At 54.8% G+C, this 18,990-nt stretch carries 18 protein-coding genes and 1 pseudogene; 10 read left to right on the top strand and 9 right to left on the bottom strand.

All coding sequences use genetic code 11. From position 1 onward, the window contains the following. Positions 1-61: 61 nt before the first annotated feature. Complete coding sequence (locus AC1M2H_RS20965) at positions 62-994, bottom strand: alpha/beta hydrolase (RefSeq protein WP_480148902.1); 933 nt, start codon at positions 992-994, stop codon at positions 62-64. 249 nt (positions 995-1,243) lie between these two features. Between AC1M2H_RS20965 and AC1M2H_RS20960 the strand changes: the two genes are divergently transcribed. Then, positions 1,244-1,477: a DUF2767 family protein gene (locus AC1M2H_RS20960; protein WP_480152003.1), complete on the top strand. Its 234-nt coding sequence runs from the start codon at positions 1,244-1,246 to the stop codon at positions 1,475-1,477. Between the two features lie 11 nt (positions 1,478-1,488). On the opposite strand, the gene AC1M2H_RS20955 is transcribed toward AC1M2H_RS20960, so the two are convergent. After that, positions 1,489-1,587, bottom strand: coding sequence for a YoaK family small membrane protein (locus AC1M2H_RS20955; protein ID WP_480148901.1), 99 nt, complete (start codon positions 1,585-1,587; stop codon positions 1,489-1,491). 397 nt (positions 1,588-1,984) lie between these two features. Between AC1M2H_RS20955 and tnpA the strand changes: the two genes are divergently transcribed. The 4 genes from tnpA (at position 1,985) to AC1M2H_RS20935 (ending at position 4,843) form a co-directional block, all read left to right on the top strand. Next, entirely contained in the window at positions 1,985-2,398 is a 414-nt protein-coding gene (gene tnpA / locus AC1M2H_RS20950) for an IS66-like element accessory protein TnpA (protein ID WP_480148419.1), read from the top strand. Then, on the top strand, positions 2,395-2,745 hold the full coding sequence (gene tnpB / locus AC1M2H_RS20945; protein ID WP_191939720.1) for an IS66 family insertion sequence element accessory protein TnpB: 351 nt from the start codon (positions 2,395-2,397) through the stop codon (positions 2,743-2,745). Before tnpA ends, tnpB begins: the two co-directional genes overlap by 4 nt. A 30-nt stretch (positions 2,746-2,775) precedes the next feature. Beyond that, positions 2,776-4,368, top strand: a complete 1,593-nt coding sequence (gene tnpC / locus AC1M2H_RS20940) for an IS66 family transposase (RefSeq protein ID WP_480148900.1) — start codon at positions 2,776-2,778, stop codon at positions 4,366-4,368. A 175-nt stretch (positions 4,369-4,543) separates the two neighbouring features. Continuing rightward, the gene (locus AC1M2H_RS20935) at positions 4,544-4,843 is read left to right on the top strand and encodes a PerC family transcriptional regulator (protein WP_480148899.1); all 300 of its coding nucleotides are present in this window, start codon (positions 4,544-4,546) and stop codon (positions 4,841-4,843) included. A 275-nt stretch (positions 4,844-5,118) separates the two neighbouring features. Here AC1M2H_RS20935 and AC1M2H_RS20930 read toward each other — a convergent pair whose 3' ends face one another. Further along, positions 5,119-5,613 carry a MarR family winged helix-turn-helix transcriptional regulator gene (locus AC1M2H_RS20930; protein ID WP_480148898.1) on the bottom strand — a complete coding sequence of 165 codons (495 nt, stop codon included), beginning with the start codon at positions 5,611-5,613 and terminating at the stop codon, positions 5,119-5,121. Positions 5,614-5,699: 86 nt separating this feature from the next. On the opposite strand from AC1M2H_RS20930, the gene AC1M2H_RS20925 reads away from it, so the two are divergent. Further along, complete coding sequence (locus tag AC1M2H_RS20925) at positions 5,700-6,266, top strand: class I SAM-dependent methyltransferase (protein ID WP_480148897.1); 567 nt, start codon at positions 5,700-5,702, stop codon at positions 6,264-6,266. Between the two features lie 607 nt (positions 6,267-6,873). Next, positions 6,874-8,913 (top strand): TonB-dependent receptor family protein, encoded by a 2,040-nt coding sequence (locus AC1M2H_RS20920; RefSeq protein WP_480148896.1) that lies wholly within the window; start codon positions 6,874-6,876, stop codon positions 8,911-8,913. 222 nt (positions 8,914-9,135) lie between these two features. Here the strand turns inward: AC1M2H_RS20920 and AC1M2H_RS20915 are convergent, their stop codons facing one another. The 5 genes from AC1M2H_RS20915 to AC1M2H_RS20895 all read right to left on the bottom strand — a co-directional run bounded on the left by AC1M2H_RS20915 (position 9,136) and on the right by AC1M2H_RS20895 (position 15,286). After that, entirely contained in the window at positions 9,136-10,143 is a 1,008-nt protein-coding gene (locus tag AC1M2H_RS20915; protein WP_426812817.1) for a substrate-binding domain-containing protein, read from the bottom strand. Positions 10,144-10,175: 32 nt separating this feature from the next. After that, on the bottom strand, positions 10,176-11,153 hold the full coding sequence (locus tag AC1M2H_RS20910) for an ABC transporter permease (RefSeq protein WP_480148895.1): 978 nt from the start codon (positions 11,151-11,153) through the stop codon (positions 10,176-10,178). A 74-nt stretch (positions 11,154-11,227) separates the two neighbouring features. Continuing rightward, a complete protein-coding gene (locus tag AC1M2H_RS20905) occupies positions 11,228-12,736 on the bottom strand; it encodes a sugar ABC transporter ATP-binding protein (RefSeq protein WP_480152002.1) in 1,509 nt (502 codons plus the stop codon). Further along, on the bottom strand, positions 12,730-14,247 hold the full coding sequence (xylB, locus tag AC1M2H_RS20900) for a xylulokinase (RefSeq protein ID WP_480148894.1): 1,518 nt from the start codon (positions 14,245-14,247) through the stop codon (positions 12,730-12,732). The genes AC1M2H_RS20905 and xylB overlap by 7 nt, the downstream gene beginning before the upstream one ends. A gap of 4 nt (positions 14,248-14,251) precedes the next feature. After that, positions 14,252-15,286 (bottom strand): NAD(P)-dependent alcohol dehydrogenase, encoded by a 1,035-nt coding sequence (locus AC1M2H_RS20895; protein WP_480148893.1) that lies wholly within the window; start codon positions 15,284-15,286, stop codon positions 14,252-14,254. A gap of 231 nt (positions 15,287-15,517) precedes the next feature. Here AC1M2H_RS20895 and AC1M2H_RS20890 point away from each other — a divergent pair, with 231 nt between their 5' ends. Continuing rightward, a complete protein-coding gene (locus tag AC1M2H_RS20890) occupies positions 15,518-16,072 on the top strand; it encodes a D-lyxose/D-mannose family sugar isomerase (RefSeq protein WP_480148892.1) in 555 nt (184 codons plus the stop codon). A gap of 70 nt (positions 16,073-16,142) precedes the next feature. Next, entirely contained in the window at positions 16,143-17,144 is a 1,002-nt protein-coding gene (locus AC1M2H_RS20885; protein WP_480148891.1) for a LacI family DNA-binding transcriptional regulator, read from the top strand. 247 nt (positions 17,145-17,391) lie between these two features. Here the strand turns inward: AC1M2H_RS20885 and AC1M2H_RS20880 are convergent. Then, positions 17,392-17,619: pseudogene (locus AC1M2H_RS20880) on the bottom strand (tyrosine-type recombinase/integrase); the annotation flags it as partial. Between the two features lie 304 nt (positions 17,620-17,923). Between AC1M2H_RS20880 and AC1M2H_RS20875 the strand changes: the two are divergent. Then, positions 17,924-18,958: a sugar ABC transporter substrate-binding protein gene (locus AC1M2H_RS20875; protein ID WP_480148890.1), complete on the top strand. Its 1,035-nt coding sequence runs from the start codon at positions 17,924-17,926 to the stop codon at positions 18,956-18,958. The last annotated feature ends 32 nt before the right edge of the window (positions 18,959-18,990 follow it).

Here is an 18,990-nt window from a genome sequence, read left to right as displayed (position 1 = left end):
GCTGACCTGTGCAGGTAGTCGTGCAGCAGAGTCGAAATGACCGATGGAAATCTTGCTAACCTTATACGCTAAGGTGCCTGGAATAGAACTTCGCCAGTCGATCAGTGGCCTGCGCGACATACTCGGGTTTGTAGTACATATCGTAGTGGCCGGCACCCTCAACCACGAAGAGATCCTTCTCGGCTGCTGGCGATAGTTCGAACAGTTGATGTCCCGCCTCATATTGACCCGTGTTACCGCGCTTCCCACCAACAATGACTTGAAGTGGCTGTGTTAGCAGTTCAGTTACGAGATGGAAAGCATCAAAGTTGAGTAGTTCGGCATAGCTCGAAAAGAGAATCCGGTTGCTGGAGTTCGGATGACGATATTGCGACTCACGATAAAATTTGACGGCCTCTAACAACTCCGAGTCCATGATCCCGGCCGCCTCTGCCTCTTTCAAACTATCTGGAATCCAGGGATCGCGCCGAGGCTCGGCACCCCGTGCCTCGGCCGTGCGCTGCGCGCCCACCTCCTTGAGCTTCTTCAGCAGGTCTTCCTTCGACTGCATCTTGCGGAAGGCGCTGCCGATATTGTTGCCAACCACCGTTCCGACTGCCTTGAAGCGATGCTCAGTGAGCGCAGCATTGACTGCATAGCCGCCGCCGGCACAAATGCCGAGTAGGCCAACTCGGGTCTCGTCTACGAAGCTCTGCGTCATCAAATAATCGACGGCGCATCGAATGTCCTCGACACGGGCTGCCGGATCCTCGAGATCGCGCGGCTCGCCACCACTTTTGCCCTGATATGACGGGTCAAAGGTCAGCACCACGAAGCCACGTTCCGCCAGTTTACTCGAGTAGATCGCACCGATTTGCTCTTTTACACTGCTGCCAGGTGTGGACAGAACAATCGCAGCATATGTTTTGCTCGGATCAAAGTCATTTGGAAAATAGATATTTCCCGCCATGTCAATGCTTCGATTCTTGAATGAAATGTTCTTGAAGTTTTCCATCGCTCTATTCTCCTCTGGCCGCCCTGCTGTGTTGGTCAGGGGGGCAGCTGTAGCTATGCCTGATTCAATTAAGACGTCTCGCCTCGAAGCCGTCATGAACTGCCCCGGGTATCGCGAGGCTGTTTGGTTAAAGCAAAACGGCCTCGCTGGACTGCTGCCCGAGTTGGCTGTAGTAGTTTACCTTGGCTTCGGCAGGCGGGATTGCCACATCATGGCACGCGGAGCAAGTGGCTTGGCGGCGAAACATTTGTGTCCTTCGACAAGAAGGCGGTCACACTGCATGATTACGGTGTGGAGACAAAACGGATAGTGATAGCTGACGCGCTCAGAATGACGCTGGCGCACAAGGACGATGAAAGGTCAGAGCTGATTAGCCTCCATCTGGCAACTGTCCAGCCATACAATGCATTAACCCAGTTAAACCGGCAGCAACCACATCATCAGGTAGGCCATAAACACGCATATCAGCGCCATATAAGATGAAACGCATCCCCCTAAGCCCCCGGATTCGCATAACCCCCCAGAATAAACCAAGTCAGAAACGCGACGGCAACGATAAACACGATCACCGGGAAGGCAATGCCTATCCTCATAGATCCTCCTTGAATCAATTAGTTTAAAGCAGTGTTCCAGCACCACAACTCGCAAAGCGAACACCACATAGCAATGCAGAGAACCACGATTTTGAGCGTAAACCTCATAGCTTTTGCCCGGGGATTGAACTTAGCCGCTGACACCGCGGTATCCAGCGTTATGCTCTGAGAAGCACAACGATGAACTAAATGAAAAACAGTGCAGCCATCATGATGAAGATAACGGTCAGTGCAAATTTCTTCGCATTCTTCACGTGACCCCCAGGCGCAGAGCAATATACAGTTCCACAGACTGGCGCCAGTAAAATTTTCGTAAGCGTAAACCCAGTGCCGTATGTAGCCATTAAACCAGTACTGGTAACTTAGACGCCCACTTGTTACAGACGGACATCTAAGTATGGAATCCCAATACTGGCGAAAAGAACCCCGCAAGAATTATTCGAATGACTTCAAGCTCCGTATGGTTGAACTGGCTTCCCGTCCCGGCGCCTGCGTTGCTCAGATTGCCCGTGAAAACGGCGTTAATGATAACGTCATCTTCAAATGGCTGCGGCTCTGGCAGAATGAAGGCCGCATATCGCGCCGCCTTCCGGCTACCGTAGTGACTTCATCACTACCAACGATACTACCTGTTGAGGTTGTACCTGATCCGACTCCATCTGGCAGGATGAACACTGAGCCAGCTCAGTTCTCAGCGCTGAACGCCTCCTCCTGTTGCGTCGAGTTCCGCCACGGCAAAATGACGCTTGAGAACCCGTCACCGGAGTTGCTGGCCGTGCTGCTCCGCGAGCTGACCGGGAGAAGCCAATGATATCCCTCCCGTCAGGCACCCGTATCTGGCTGGTTGCTGGCGTCACGGATATGCGTAAATCGTTCAATGGACTGGGCGAGCTGGTACAGCATGCACTTGATGAAAATCCGTTCTCCGGGCACCTGTTTATCTTCCGTGGCCGCAAAGGTGACACCGTGAAGATCCTCTGGGCTGATGCTGACGGTCTGTGCCTGTTTACCAAACGGCTGGAGGAAGGCCAGTTCATCTGGCCTGCTGTACGCGAGGGTAAAATCGCCATCACCCGCTCACAACTCGCCATGCTCCTCGATAAGCTGGACTGGCGTCAGCCAAAAACAGCCCGACTTAACTCACTGACAATGTTGTAAAAAGAGCATGACCGCATTATAAATGAGGTCATGAGTCAGGACTATATCGCCCGTATCGCCGCGCTGGAAGACGCGCTTCGCCAGAAAGACAGTCGGCTCAGCCTCGTTGCAGAGACTGAGTCGTTCCTGCGTTCTGCGCTGGCCCGCGCAGAAGAGAAAATAGAGAACGAAGAGCGCGAAATAGAGCATCTGCGGGCACAGATAGAAAAACTACGGCGGATGCTGTTCGGTACCCGCTCCGAAAAACTTCGCCGACAGGTTGAAGACGCCGAAGCCCTGCTGAAACAGCAGGAGCAGCAAAGCGATCGTTACAACGGCCGGGATAACGATCAGCAGGTTCCGCGTCAGCTTCGACAGTCGCGCCATCGCCGTCCTCTGCCTGACCATCTTCCACGCGAAATAAACAGGCTGGAGCCCGCCGAAACCTGCTGTCCGGACTGCGGCAGCGATATGGCATACCTCAGAGAAGTCAGCGCAGAGCAACTGGAGCTGGTCTCCAGCGCTCTGAAAGTGATCCGCACGGTCAGGGTGAAAAAGGCCTGCACCCGATGCGACTGCATCGTTGAAGCGCCTGCGCCATCACGCCCTATCGATCGGGGTATCGCCGGTCCGGGTCTGCTGGCCCGGGTGTTAACGGCCAAATACTGTGAACACCTGCCGCTATATCGCCAGTGCGAAATCTTTGCCCGTCAGGGCGTGGATCTGAGCCGGGCTCTGCTCTCCAACTGGGTGGATGCCTGTTGCCGGTTGATGATCCCGCTGGATGAGGCTCTTTACCGCTACGTGATGGACTGCCGCAAACTGCATACGGATGACACTCCGGTGCCGGTACTGGCACCGGGCAGAAAGAAGACGAAAACCGGGCGCATCTGGACGTACGTTCGCAATGACCGGAACGCGGGGTCGTCAGACCCGCCCGCAGCGTGGTTCGCCTTCTCGCCGGATCGGCAGGGGAAACATCCTCAACAACATCTTCGCCATTACCATGGCGTTCTGCAGGCCGATGCCTTCGCTGGTTACGACAGGTTGTTCAGTGCAGAGCGTGACGGCGGCCCGCTAACAGAAGCAGCCTGCTGGGCCCACGCGCGCCGAAAAATCCACGACGTCTATATAAGTACTCAGACGGTCACAGCAGAGGAAGCCCTGAAACGTATCGGTGAACTGTACGCGGTAGAAGAGGAAATACGCGGCCTCCCGGCAACTGAGCGGCTGGCAGCCAGGCAGTCCCGGAGTAAGCCGCTGCTGGCATCCCTGCATGTGTGGTTGGAGGAGAAAAGCGCAACGCTGTCGAAAAAATCCCGGCTGGGGGAGGCGTTCGCATATGCCCTGAACCAGTGGGATGCGCTGTGCTACTACTGCGATGATGGCCTGGCAGAGCCTGATAACAACGTGGCAGAACGCGCGCTGCGAGCTGTCTGCCTTGGCAAGAAAAATTATATCTTCTTCGGGAGCGATCACGGTGGTGAGCGTGGAGCCCTGCTGTACGGTCTGATCGGTACGTGCAGGCTGAATGGCATCGACCCGGAGGCTTACCTACGCCATATCCTGAGCGTTCTGCCGGAGTGGCCCAGCAACAAAGTGGCTGAACTTCTGCCCTGGAACGTGGATCTCACCAATAAATAGCCGTCAATACGGCACTCGCTGAACGCTTACAAATTTTCAGAGTTATGCGTATAGAGTATGCAGACGAACCTGGACGATATTAGAACGGAATGAGTCAGGGCGATACCTGTTTATTTATCAGGGGCTAATGTATTCGATGATTATTCATGTGACTGAAAGAGGGAGGTGACATTGAATGATAAAGGACTATAAAGCGGAGTCTCTTGAAGCGCGGGGATTATACCGCCGGGCTGCCGTTAGGTGGGCTGAAGTCATGTATTTAAGTACGGATAACCTCATCAGGGTAAAGGCTGCTCGCCGGCGTGATAAATGTCTGGAGAAAGCAAAGCGTCCGCCAGCCAGAGAAACGAATTTTAGCGGCCTGCAGAAAGCAGCGAGGGAAACACAACAGCTTATGGGGATCGCCAGGCCAAACGGAGAGGCATTCAGGTTGCCAGTTAGCACGAAGAAAACTGAGCCCAAAAAAGGCTCATGATAAAAGATTATCTGATAGTTGCGTACCTGACCGCGATTGGCTGCTAGCCAGTCACGCTGACGTTAATTGGTCTGGCTGCTGGGTATTGTTAGTATAGCTCTGTTCATACTGGTGGTCATCGCAGCGTGTCAGTTTGGGCGTTGCATAAAGCCTGTCGATCGCTCAACGGGTAAAGCAGAAAATAGTTCCCACGGTGGTTCGCATCGAAATTGATGGTATCCACATATTTCTATGCGGATATCACCGGATGAAGCTGGTCACCAGAATGGCGGTGATCAGGAATACGAGCCTGGATCCGCCGCAGGCGCGGAGGGAAATTTAACCCGCATCTCTCCCAGGTTAACGGCAATACGGCGCAGGGCGGAAAGCAAGGCCGATTGCTCATCAGGAGTGAATCCCCGAACTGCCGCTTCGGCGATCTCTGTCAGTACCTGCTTTGCCTCCGGCACGCGCTCTCTGGTAGTAACCGATAATTCAAAACGACTGGATCGCCGATCGTGCGGGTGAGGAGTTCTGACGACCACGCCGTCTCGCTCCATCCTGGAGAGCAGCGCAGCCATCGTCGGTTGCTCGACGTCGATGATCTCGACGAGCTGCTTTTGCTGAAGCGGTCCATTTTCTTCCAGTGCGGTGATAACGGGAAGGTAGGCCATCCCAAAGCCAAGTGGGCGAAGACGAGCCTCAAAATCCCGCATCAGTAACCGGGACGCATGATTGATCCAGAATGTCGGCTGTTCGCCAGGGTTCCAGGCATCATCATAATTTTTCATAGCATGCTATCTTCCATCTGAGTTTATTTATAGTATGCTATATAAAAAATTCACTGGCTCCAAGAACCATGTAACAGGAGAATTTGATGAAAGCCCCGACGACATCCCATGAGTTTGATAAAGCCTACGCGGCCCTTTTTACAGTATGGGGCGACTGGCGCATTCCCGGTGAGGTGAAGGAGCTCATTGCCAGGCTCACCCCGGCCCGTGCCCTGGAGCTCGGTTGCGGCGTTGGCCGAATTTCGCGCTATATGGCTGGTCTGGGGCTTGAGGTGACCGGAGTCGACTTTTCGGCGCTGGCCATAAAAAAGGCAAAAGAGCGAGTGGCCAATGACCAGGTACAACCTCAATTCCTTGTTGATGATGTGCGGACGCTGACGTCCGTGACCGGGCCGTTCGACCTGTCGGTGGATATCGGCTGCTTTCATTGTCTGGACCGCGACGGGCAGGCGCATTACGTGGCCACGTTGGGGAGGCTACTCAGCGAAAGGGCTACCCACCTCATGTGGGTGATGGACAATGCCCCTGGTGAGCAGTCGATGTCTCCGGCGGATATTGCATCGACGTTCGCTCCAATGTTCAGCGTCGCGAGGGTCGAAAACCGCCGGCGACGGCTGGTTTCGTCGCACTGGTATTGGTTAACCCGTATCTAAAAATGTCTCACCCCGGGGCCGGGTGGGAGTGGATCAACTGTAAGTGGGGGCTCAATAAGGGGGCAGACCCGCTCCAATTGTAATTGTTGCCAGAACGAGTATTAGACATCAACTGCCCTGGCGGCGTCAGACCAAACTACCATTTTGAACCAACACTGAATCAGGTACAGAGCATCAGAAGGGAGGATTACAGAGACGACAGCTCAAATTTCAGCATATGGCCGGCTGGTGGGGTAAGTCCAAATCCCTTCGCTCATCGCTCATTCATTGACGCCCTACGTTTCCAATAAAATAGGGGGGAACCCTCAGCTTCAAAAAAATTAAACATCATATTCATATATTTCGAACAGTTACGATCTTTTGCTAAATCGCTTGCTCTTCACTCTCCTGCATCCCTCATCCCCTATTGCTTGCCGCAATATCAGTGACTATATGCAAAGTGCTATTAACCCAGGAAAACGGCGAATTTAATTTCTTGACATTGATTTACGTTCAACCGGGGAATATTAAGTCTTTTTTGATAATGATAATGTTTATCAGAATCATTGCGAATTTCTTATGCACGTATTCAAGGCAGAAGATGAGACGCACAAAGATAGCCGCAGCAATGGCCATGGTTCTGGCCGGCAAGTTCAGTTATGCAGCAGAACAGACAATGACCGTTTCAGGGAATATTCTGGGCGATTCCCGCGCCGAAGAGGTTAAAACCTGGGCAGGCAGTCGTACGGTGATAAGCAACGATCAATTAGAAAAAGGCGCTAACCGAACCCTTGATGATGCGCTACAGCGCGTGCCTGGTGTCAAAATTCAGGATGAAACCGGCACCGGCGTGTTGCCACAGATTGCGGTGCGTGGTTTATATGACAGCCGAAGCGGGCGCGCACAGATTCTTGAGGATGGCATTCCGCTGGTGTTAGCCCCTTACGGCCAGGAAGGCATGTCCCTGTTCCCGGTGACCTTCGCAACCATCGACCGCATTGACGTGGTTCGCGGCGGCGCGGCGGTGCAATATGGCCCAAACAACGTAGGCGGCGTCATCAACCTCATCAGCAAACCTATCCCGTTGAAATGGGAGAATGAAATTGCAGAGCGCGCCACGTTTTACGGCAAAGGGCGCAATCTGTGGGATACCTATCTGCGTACCGGAGGCATGCTGAATGATGATTTTGGATTGCAGGTCGAAGCGAATCAGGTAAAAGGCAGCTCATTCCGCGAGCACAGCGACAGCAAAGTCCAGAACTTCCGCGTGCGTGGCCTGTGGAACATCAATGAAGACACCACGTTAAACCTCTCCTATCAGTACTATGATGCACACGCAGATCTCGCGGGCGCCCTCTCAACCGCCGATTACAATCGCGATCGCCATCAGAGCACGCGTCCATGGGATGACTACGACGGTCACACTAAGCGCTATAGTGCAGTCTATAACCAGCTGTTAGGCTCGCTGGGCTTTATTGATAACGCCGAATTTAACTGGATGTTCTTCGGCCACGAGTCGGATCGTGATTTCCACGTTGGCATGAGCAAAGTGCCCGGTCAGAACTTCAATCCCGCCTTATCCGCCGATATCGTGCAGAACTCCCCCCGCAGCTTTAAAGTGTGGGGGACTGAGCCGCGCATCAGCATGGATATCAACGGCGACAGCGTTAATCAGCAGTGGATTATAGGGGGGCGCTTTGTCAGCGAGAAGGTTGATTACCAGGTGCGCCAGCGTACTCTGGCAACGGGCGTAACCGCGGTGACGCGCGATTGGAGCTTTGATGATAAAGCCTGGGCAGGTTACATCAGTAACGCCGTCAAACTCTTCAATGACACCCTGACCATTACGCCCGGCATGCGTTATGAGTACGTGAGTGAAAAATATACCGACAAAACCACCGGACAGCGTACCTCTGCACCCGACACGCAGTGGTTGCCGGGCCTGACGGTTGGCTATCAGCTGTCACCACAGTGGTTCCTGTATGCGGATATGCAGAAAAGCCTGCGTCCGGCGCAGGTGACGCAGATCGTTAAAGGCGGCGACGTCAGCTCAGAGTTAGCCTGGAACTATGAAAGCGGCGTGCGTTATACACCCACGGAGAATGTTAGCCTGCATGCCGGCTTGTATCGTATCGACTACAAAGATCAGATCTCTTATGACAGTGTGTCAGACAGCTACCTGAATATTGGCCGCACCCGCCATCAGGGCGTTGAACTTGAAGGTTTCTGGAGCCCGGAAGCGGTAGAGGGGCTCAAACTGCATGCGGGCTATGCCTATCTGCAGGCGGAGCAGCGTAATGGCGTAAACCGCGGCAAAGATGTTCCCTATGCTTCACGCACACAGTTAACGCTGGATGGCAGCTACGACTGGCGCGATACCACCTTCTCGTTGTCGAGCTACTACTTCAGCAAATCCTATGCGGATGCCGCCAACACCGCTGAGGAGAACAGCACCGGCTCAGTGGGCCAGATGCCATCCTATTGGGTATGGAATGCGCAGGTAAGCCGCGATCTGTATAAATCAGGCCGCACCGTGCTAAACGGCTATGTGGGGATCAATAATATCTTCAACCGTGATTACTGGTTCCGCGGTGTTGATACCAGCCCATGGGGGCGCCAGCCCGCACCGGGACGTTCCGTCACGGCCGGAGTTAGCCTGAAGTTCTGATGCGTCACTAAAGCCCGTTCAGATGAACGGGCTTTCTTCATGATGAGCCTCAATTGGTTGCATTTTAACCAGATAACTCTATTCCGCGATAAGACTAAATTCAGGAGGGGCTACAGATGGAAGATGTTCAGAATATAAATTAAGAATATGAAATAAAAAGAAAAAATATCTCCCCCCAGCAGCTGCCAGGGCAAGTGCTGGGGGGAGAGCGGGGGAAAGTGATTACTTACGCGCGTCCAGCAACTGCTGTGCGTTGTCGGCGGTCACCACGGTCCACGGAATATAATAGTGCTTCTGCGTACCGCCATCCCATTTCAGGTCTTTGGCGTACTGTTTCCAGATCTCGGACTGCGGCTGGTAGCTCTCGCCCTTCACCGCCCGCAGCGCCACGTCGATAGAACCCTGCATCTGGCCCTTCGCATCCTGGAGGATGGAGACCATCTCTCCGGCCTGTACTGCGTGGATGGCATCGGAGACGCCGTCAACGCCCGCAATGGCAAAGTCTTTGACGTTCAGGCCTGCGCCCTTAATCGCTTCAATCGCCCCCAGCGCCATCTCATCGTTCTGACCAATCACGCCGTTGATTTTGCCGCGATGTTTTTGCAGCCAGTTCTCCATCAGCGGCTGGGCTTCGGCGCGCGACCAGTTAGCGGTCTTGCGCTCCAGCACCGTCACCTGGCCCGCGCCGCACTCCGCGATGGCCTTATCGTTGCCTTTACCGCGCTGAATCTCGCCGCTGCCGCCTTTCGGCCCTTCGATAATCACCACGTTCACTTTATGGTTCTTACAGTCGAGCTTATCCAGCACCGCTTTGGCTTCCAGATAGCCGCCGAGCTCATCGTTAGAGACCACTTCCGAGGTCATATCGTCGGTGTGCAGGCGCGCGTTGGTGACCACCACCGGGATTTTCGCCTCATTGGCGTTGGTGACGATATCGATGTTGGCTTCATAATCCATCGGGTTAACGATAATCGCGTCGGCGCGGGTCTGAATCGCCGTGGCCGCCTGGTCGTTCTGCACCGAGGCGTCGTAACGTCCGTCATAGAATGTCAGCACCGCTTCGCCGCTTTTCACCGCCGGATGCTCCTTCGCGTAGCGCTCCATCAGCTGCACGAACTCGGCTTTGTTGCCGTACATCAGCACCGCAATTTTCACTGGCGCCGCCTGAGCCGCCGCCAGACTTCCCATCATCATTGCTGAAGCAAACAACGCAATTTTGGTCTTATTCATTATTCTTCTCCTGTAGGGGGGTTGCAGTTTAATTAATCGCGCTGTTGCTTACGCGATGGGTCGAGCAAGACGGCGACTACGATCAGCGCGCCTTTGATAATCTGTTGGTAGTACGATTGCACGCCGAGCAGGTCGAGGCCGTTATTCATCACCCCGATAATCAGCACGCCAAAAAAGGTCCCCACCAGGGTGCCGACGCCGCCGGCCATGCTGGTGCCGCCAATAACTACCGCGGCGATGGCGTCGAGCTCATAGCCCGTGCCGGCGTTGGTCTGCGCCGAACCGGTGCGGGCGGTGAGGATCAGCCCCGCGATGCCTGCCAGGGCGCCGCATAGGGTATACACCAGCACCTTGATGCTGATAACGCTAATTCCGGAGGTGCGGGCGCTTTTCGGGTTGCCGCCGACGGCATAAACGTAGCGGCCAAAAATGGTTTTATTCAGCAGCAGCCAGGCGAGGGCGAACAGCAAAATAAAGATGATCACCGGTACCGGGATGCCGCCGACATAGCCGTTGCCCAGCCAGCGGAAATCGCTGTTGAGCTGCGAAACCGGGTTGCCGTTGGTGGTCAGCATGGTCAAACCGCGGGCGGCAGACAGCATCCCCATGGTGACGATGAACGGCTGCAGGCGATAGCGGGATAAGACGGTGCCGTTGATCAGCCCGCAGACGATGCCGATAGCCAGCGCGACGATCAGCGGCATCATCACCGCGGTGGCGGTATCGCCGATCGCCAGTCCGCTGTTATTGGTGGCGAAACGGGCGGCGACAATGCCGCTGAGCGCCAGCACCGACCCGACCGACAGATCCACCCCGGCGGTGATAATGACGAAGGTCATGCCGATCGCCAGGATGCCGTTGATCGACACCTGACGCAGGACGATCAGCATGTTTTCATCGCTGAGAAAATAGTTGCTGCTCCAGGCTCCCTGGGCGACCTGATATTCGCCAATCAGCGCCACGATCAGGCACAGAACGAAGAAGGCGATGATAATGCCGTACTTGTGCATACGGCGCTTATTACGGGTAAAAAACGAAATCCCGGGTGTTAAGGAGTGGGTACTGTTCATGTTTTATCTCTCTGTTAAACCGCGAGTTTCATCAATTCGGTCTGGGTTGCATCGGCGGCGGTAAGCTCGCCGGCCAGCTGGCCGTCGCGAAACACTAAAATGCGATCGCTCATGCCGATAATTTCCGATAGCTCAGACGAGACCATGATGATCCCCTTATTTTTCAGGGCGAATTCCGACATAAAGCGGTAGATCTCTTTTTTGGCGCCAACGTCGATCCCGCGCGTCGGCTCATCCAGCAGCAGCACTTCCGGGTCGAGCAGCGCCCAGCGTCCCAGCACCACCTTCTGCTGGTTACCGCCGCTGAGGTTGCCTACCGGCTGCTCGCCGTCATGGGTTTTGACGTTGAAGCGTTTAATCATTTCTTCGGTACGCGCCTGCTCCTGTTTTTCGTTAACAAAGCCGGCGCGACTGATGGCGGCGAAGGATGAAATATTGATGTTCTCGCTGACCGAACGGCACAGCACCAGGCCGGTCTCCTTGCGATCCTCGGTAACGTAGGCGATACCGCAGCCGATCGCCTCTTTCGGCGAGTGGCGGGCCAGGGTTTTCTCTCCCAGCCGGATGGTGCCGCTGTCGGCGTGCTGAATGCCGAACACCAGGTCGAGAAACTCGCTGCGTCCCGAGCCGACCAGACCGTAGATGCCGAGGATCTCTCCGCGCTTAAGCTGCAGGCTGATGTCCTTGATCTTGTTGCGCCAGCGCAGGTTCTTCACCTCCATCATCACTTCATCGCCAGGCTGGTTGAACTTGGCGAATTCGCTGTCGTACTCGCCGCCGATGATGTGCTCAATCAGCTGCTCGCGGGTAATGTCCGCGATATAGCCCTCATGGATGTAGGCGCCGTCGCGGAAGATGGTGTAGCTGTCGGCGATCTGAAAAATCTCCGACAGGCGATGAGAGACGTAAATGATCCCTTTCCCTTTGGCGGCCAGACGCTTAATGGTCTGGAAGATTTTCTGCGCGTCCTCTTCGCCAATCGCCGAGGTTGGCTCATCCATGATGATGATGTCGGCATTGGCATGGGACAGCGCCTTGGCGATCTCCACCAGCTGCTGCTCGGCGACGCTCAGGTTGCGCATCTTCTCCGTGGCGCTGATGTTGAATTCCAGCTCCTTCAGCAGGGCGGTGGTGCGCTGATTGAGGGTCGTGAAATCGACAAAGCCAAAGCGCTTCGGCTCGCGGCCCAGCCAGATGTTCTCCGCCACCGTCAGGTCCGGAATGGCGCTCAGCTCCTGCTGAACGATGGCCACCCCGGCTTCCAGCGCTTCGCGAGGATGATGAAACTCGCGCCGCTGGCCGTTAATAAAGATGTCGCCGCCGTCGGGCTGAATAAAGCCCATCAGAATGCTGAGAAACGTCGATTTGCCCGCGCCGTTGCCGCCGCACAGCGCGTGAATGGAACCGCGGCGCAGGCAGAATTCGGCATTCTTTAACGCCACTACCGGGCCAAAAGCTTTCCTGACCCCGGTGACTTCCAGCAGATAAGCGGGCTGTTGGGTATGCGGATCGCGCGTCACAATTGTACCTCCGGATAAGTCCGCTGCAGGCGTTGTAGATACCGTTGATAAAGTGCTTCGTACCGTTCCTGACGGCTGGCGTCAGGTCGGGTGTAGGTTGCCGCGTCCAGCGCGACAAAACGCTGGCACAGTTCGGCCAGCAGGGCGCGGGCATCCTGCCCGGGACAATCCGCCAGGCTGGTGGCCCAGATTGCCTGAATCGCTCCGCCGAGAGCCGCGGCCTCTTTGACGCTTAAACAGACCACCGGGCAACCCATTACATCGGCAACAATCTGCCGCCAGCCGGCGCTGCGCGCGCCGCCGCCGGTGAGACGGATTTCGCGCGGGTCAATGCCCTGACGGCGGAACAGTTCGATGCCGTAGCGCAGGCCGTAGGTGGCGCTCTCTACCACCGCCATGCAAAGGTTGGCGCGGGTAAAGTTATCGCTATCGAGGTTATGCAGGCTGGCGCGCGCGTGCGGCAGCTGCGGAACCCGTTCGCCGTTGAAGAACGGCAGCATCTCGACGCCGCCCGCGCCCGGCGTGGCCTGGGCAAGCAGGGCGTTGAAACCGGCGATATCCTCGTTCAGCAACGTCTGGATGGCGGTAGTGGCCGAAGTGACGTTCATAGTACAAATCAGCGGCAGCCAGCCGTTGGTGCTGGAGCAGAAGCCGGCAATCATTTCGGATTCCGCGCTGGCCGGTTCGCCAGACCACGCGAACAGCGTACCGGAGGTGCCGAGGCTCATGGTGACCGTGCCCGCAGCGATATTGCCGCAGCCGATGGCCGCCATCATATTATCGCCGCCGCCGGTAGAGACACGGGCTGTCGGGCTAAGGCCGAGCTTCGCTGCGGCTTCCGGACGCAGGGTGCCGATGCAGCTCTCTGCGCTTTTCAGCGGCGGCAGCGCTTGCCACAAACGGCCGCTATCATCGATAAGATCGACCGTGGCTTTGTCCCATTGGCGGGTGCGAACGTTAAGCAGGCCAGTACCGGAGGCATCGCCATACTCGGCAACCCGCTCGCCGGTAAGCCAGAAGTTCAGATAGTCATGGGGTAGCAGCACGGTATGCAGCCGCGCCCACAGCGCCGGATGGTGGCTCTTAAACCAGAGAATTTTTGAGGCGGTGTAGCCGGTGGCGACCATCAGGCCGAGCTTTGCCAGCGACCCCTCAACGCCGCCGAGCTGTTGCAGCAGCAGGGCGTTCTCTTCCGCCGTTTCGGTGTCGCACCACAGCTTGACGCTGTGCAATACGTTGCCCTGTTCGTCCAGCGGCACGAAACCATGCTGCTGGCCGGAAACGCCCAGCGCCTGAATATCCAGAGGATCGACCTGCGACTGAACAACCGCCTGGCGGAAGGCCACGACTAGCGCCTCGATCCACCAGTCGGCTTCCTGCTCGCGACGTCCGTTAGAGTCGCTGATAAGGCGGTGAGGCGCGCTGCCCTCACCGAGGATCGCGCCCTGTTGGCTATCGACAATCACCACTTTTGTCCCCTGCGTACCGCAGTCTATGCCAGCATAGAGCGCCATGGGATCACTCCATTTCCAGCATGATTTTGATGTCAGACGCATGGCCGGCGGCGGCGCGTTCGAAGGCGGCAACGCTGTCGACAAACTTATAGGTCTGGCTAATCAGCGGCTGTACCTGCAGCTTGCCGCTGCTCAGCAGACGCAGGGTGCGCGGGTACATGTTGGCGTAGCGGAAAATGGTTTTGAAGGTGATCTCTTTGGCCTGAGCGGCGACGATATCCATCGGCGCAGCATCGATCGGCATCCCCACCAGAACGGCGGTCGCGCCCGGCGCGGCGTGCTCAGCCAGGGTGGCAATTGCCGGTTTTGCGCCACTGCACTCGAAGACGATATCCGCGCCGTTACCGCTGGTCAGCGCCGCCACTTTGCCTGCCAGATCGCCGGTTTTGATATTCACCGCGTGCAGCCCTTCGTAGTTGGCGGCTACCGCCAGCTTCTCATCGAACAGATCGCAGATGATCACATCGGAACAGCCCCCTGCGAGCGCTGCCAGCGCGGTGACAACGCCAATCGGTCCTGCGCCGATCACCAGCGCGATATCGCCGGGCTTGATTCCTGCTTTGGTGGCGGCATGCATCCCGATCGCCAGCGGTTCTACCATTGCGCCTTCGGCAAAGCTGACGTTATCCGGCAGTTTAAAGGTGAATGCGCCCGGGTGAATCACGGTTTCACGCAGGCAGCCGTGGATCGGCGGGGTAGCCCAGAAGCGAACCGCCGGGTCGAGGTTGTAGATCCCGGCGCGGGTTTGCGCAGAGTTAAAATCCGGGATCCCCGGCTCCATGCAAACGCGATCGCCCGTTTTAACGTGGGTGACGTTTTTACCCGTCGCCAGCACCACGCCTGCCGCTTCGTGACCGAGTACCATCGGCGCTTCAACCACAAAGGGACCAATACGGCCATGCTGGTAGTAATGCACGTCGCTACCGCAAATGCCGACGGAGTGAATTTTGATTTGCACATCGTTGTCGCCGAGCACTTCGTCAAAGCTGCGATCTTCGATAGCGATTTTACCGGCTTCTGCCAACACTAATGCTTTCATGTGACCTCTCTTTGCAATCATTTCAATGGTATCGATATCATTTAATTGCGACGATCCTGGAGTAAATATGAAGTGAAAACTGTGACTGAGGTTAAAAATACTCAAAATATGTTAATCATAATGAGTGCATGTAACGCACTGAAGCGATTCACATCACGGAAATGAAACCTTAATGACGGGTTTAATGCTGACGACAATGTTACCGATACCGTTTTTAATGTAGAGGATACGATGAATACACCGACTGATGCCGTCCAACGCACGCTTCATTTCCTGCAACTAGCTGAGATCGTTTTGACGGAGGAGGAAAAGCAACGTATTGAAATTGCGACATTTGGCTTGCCGGATTACCCGCTTTCCGGCCTGCAGCTGCTAACCTACATCAACTCCTCGCGCTACTGTACGAAGGAGCTGGTGCTGTTTCCACGCCAGACCTGCCCGGAGCACCTGCATCCGCAGTTTGCCGGTACGCCCGGAAAGCAGGAGACCTTCCGCTGCCGCTGGGGGGAGGTATACCTGTTTGTCGATGACGAGAATTTGACACCGAATGATGCCAGCGGCGAGCCGGTATGCCGGGTGCCGGAGGGTAGCGAGGCCTGGTATACCTGCAATCGCTACATTCTGCTGCGTCCGGGCGAGCAGTATACGATCGCCCCCAACACCCGCCACTGGTTCCAGGCCGGAGAGCAGGGGGCGGTGGTGTCGGAGTTTTCTTCTGAAAGCCGCGATGAGCTGGATATCTTTACCGATCCGCGGGTAAATCGTCTGGCCGGCGTAAAGTGTTAGCATCCGCATGAGAGTTCTGTCATGATGACGTAATGATACAAAATGATATGTTTTAACTAAGGAGCTGCATTTGGCAGTCGGTCGTGGACGGAAGGCGACGCTGGCTAGCGTCGCCGCGCAGGCAAACGTCAGTAAAATTACTGCCTCGCGGGCATTTTCTCAGCCGGACAAAGTGCATCCGGAAACGCTGCAGCGCATTCGCGAAACGGCGGCCAGCCTTGGCTATGTGGTCAATGCTGCCGCGCGTAATCTGCGGGCGAAAACCAGCAAAACCATCGGGATCGTCAACCCGGATATGGCTAATCCGTTCTTTGGCGGCCTGACGCGGCTTATCACCCTCGAAGCGCAAAAGATGGGCTACGACACGCTGGTGTTTGACTCCTATGAGTCTCAGGAGAGCGAAGATCGGATTATCGAAAAGCTGATCGGCTATAACGTCGATGCCATCATTTTGTCGGTGATCTCCAACGATCATCAGTATCGACCGTCCTATCTCAAGCGGCTGGAAATGCTCAATATACCGGTTGTGCTGGTGGACAGGGAGCTGGACGATCGCCACTGTAGCGGGGTCTATATTGATAACCTCGACTGCGGGTTGCAGGCCGGGCGCTGGCTGTTGGAGCAGAAAGCGCGGCGCGTGGTGGTGGTCTCCGGGCCGGAAAATTCCAATGTCGCCCGGGAGAGGGTGACGGGTCTACAGGCGGCGCTGCTGGGGAAAGTCGAATATTTCGAAGTTCTGTATGCGGATTTCTTTATGGATATCGCGTGGCAGGAGACCAGCCGTTGGCTGGCTAACAACCCGGCGCCGGATTTTTTCGTCGGCTGTAATAACCAGATTTCGCTGGGGATTATCAAAGCCTGTCTTGAGCATCAATTAGATCTTAAGCAACAGCTCTCTCTGTTCAGCATTGATGAAGTCTCCCACGCCGGGATCTACGGCTTCCATTTCCCCTGCGTTTCTCACGATCTGCAGGAGATCGCCTGGCAGGCTCTGAATCTGGCGATTCGCCGGGTGAGTGACCCGGAGAGCAAACCGGGTAAAGTGGTTGTGCGCGGTAAAATGCTGCCGTAATTTGCCTGAACGGGCCGCCAAAAAACGTGGCTTAAGTGCCCTGAGTTCGGCGACATCGCCTGCGGCAAGGTAGTTTATCGCTACGTTTCTACCGATTCGACATCGCTTAAGTTTTCAGCGCAATGCGTTTGGGGGCCTGATTGGGGGCTCCGACGCTTTTCGAACCAGGGAAAAACCAGCAATAACAAAGGGGAAAAGGTACCTGTTCGAATCCTGTAGTAATTAAAATCAATGATTTACGCTAGTTTTAACCCCCTCCTGGTTTTCCCCTTGTGTCATGACTGCCAAAAAATGACGTCAATCTTTCACGCATGCTCCGTTAAATGATTCGGCGCAAGGTGAGCATATCGACATACTTCTCAATGCCTTTCCAGCCACCCATTTCCTGCAGTAATGAAAGCGGGACGCCGGACTGAATTAACCCCGTGGCTCATGCGTGTCTCAGGTCATAAAAACGGCAATCGTCAATACCTGCTTCATGAGCGTTGGGCGATTTACGCTAACCATTGCGTTAGGTTATGACCATTCAGTCAAAAATCATATGACGCCTGTTCTTTTATTTTTTAATGAATAATTTCAATAAATTAAAAATAATTAAATCTTGATTAACCCAAAAAATCAACATCAAGATCACTGTTTCGCTACATTTAAATTGACTGTTCGGTTGTTGGTGAATTACCTTTCGGTCGTTAGCTGTGTTTTTTATCGCCACTCATTACCCGTGACAAGGTATGAGTTTTTCATTTCAGTGATGTCGTAATTTCAAGCAAGGGGTAAACATGTTTGTGAAGAAAACAGGTATTGCCGACGCTGTAATGTTGGCCTTATTAGCATCAACACCGGCCTTCGCGGCGGAGAAAGAACCCGTTGTCGGTGTGGTTGCCATTGATCTGCAAAACTCATTTTTTGTCCGTATGAGGCAAGCAGGTGATGAAGCGGCGAAAGATTATGGCGTTAAAGTCATTTGGCAAGGCTCCGAAGGTAGCCTTGAAAAAGAAATCTCCAATATTGAAAACTTTGTCAACCAGGGCGTTGATATTATTTTGGTCGATCCACTGGACCGCGCCGCTATCGCCACCGCGGTGCAAAAGGCAAAAGCAAAAAATATTCCGGTTATTGCGATGGGCAATAAAGTCGACGGTAACTGGAATTACAATACGCTATATCCCGATTATTCAAATATGAGTACCGTTGCCCGCGCATTAGGTCAAAAACTTGGCGGCCAGGGTGAAGTCGCATTACTGATTGGCGGCAAAGGTAACTATGTCTCCGATACGCGGGAGAAAGCCTTTCGCGATGTGATGAGTAAAGAATTTCCTGGCGTCAAACTGGTCGGCGTCGAAGCCACAAACTGGGACAGCTCGCGTTCCGCGGACGCTATGCAAACCTGGCTCTCAACCTATCCGAACTTGAAAGGCGTTGGCTGTTTTGCTGATTCAATTTGCGTCGCGGCAAAAACGATTGCTGATTCAAATGGTCGCCAGATCTCCTTTGTCAGCTATGAAGGCGACCCCGAAATGTTCCCTTATGTCAGCGATGGTTCCAACGTCGTTGATGTATTAAACGGGGCATCTCGTGTCGGGTACTGGAATATTGCCGTGGCGGCGCGTCTCGTCAAAGGCGCGAAGTATCCGGTTGATTTATACATGCCAACCTATTTTGTCACCACGGATAAAACGGCCGGAAAGTTAAAAGCTAAAGGTTTGACTTTCCCTTATATCACGCCAGAAAAAGCCGCAATAGTCGCGAAAGATTATCGTGCTGAAATGGCGCCGTCGAAGCCTGATTCTGCCATGACGGTCTCTGAAAAATAAAATAAACCGTAGCTCGGTGCATAGCCGAGCTT

The sequence above is a fragment of the Klebsiella sp. F11 genome, from assembly GCF_056712265.1.
This window is presented reverse-complemented; position numbering and strand designations above follow the sequence as displayed.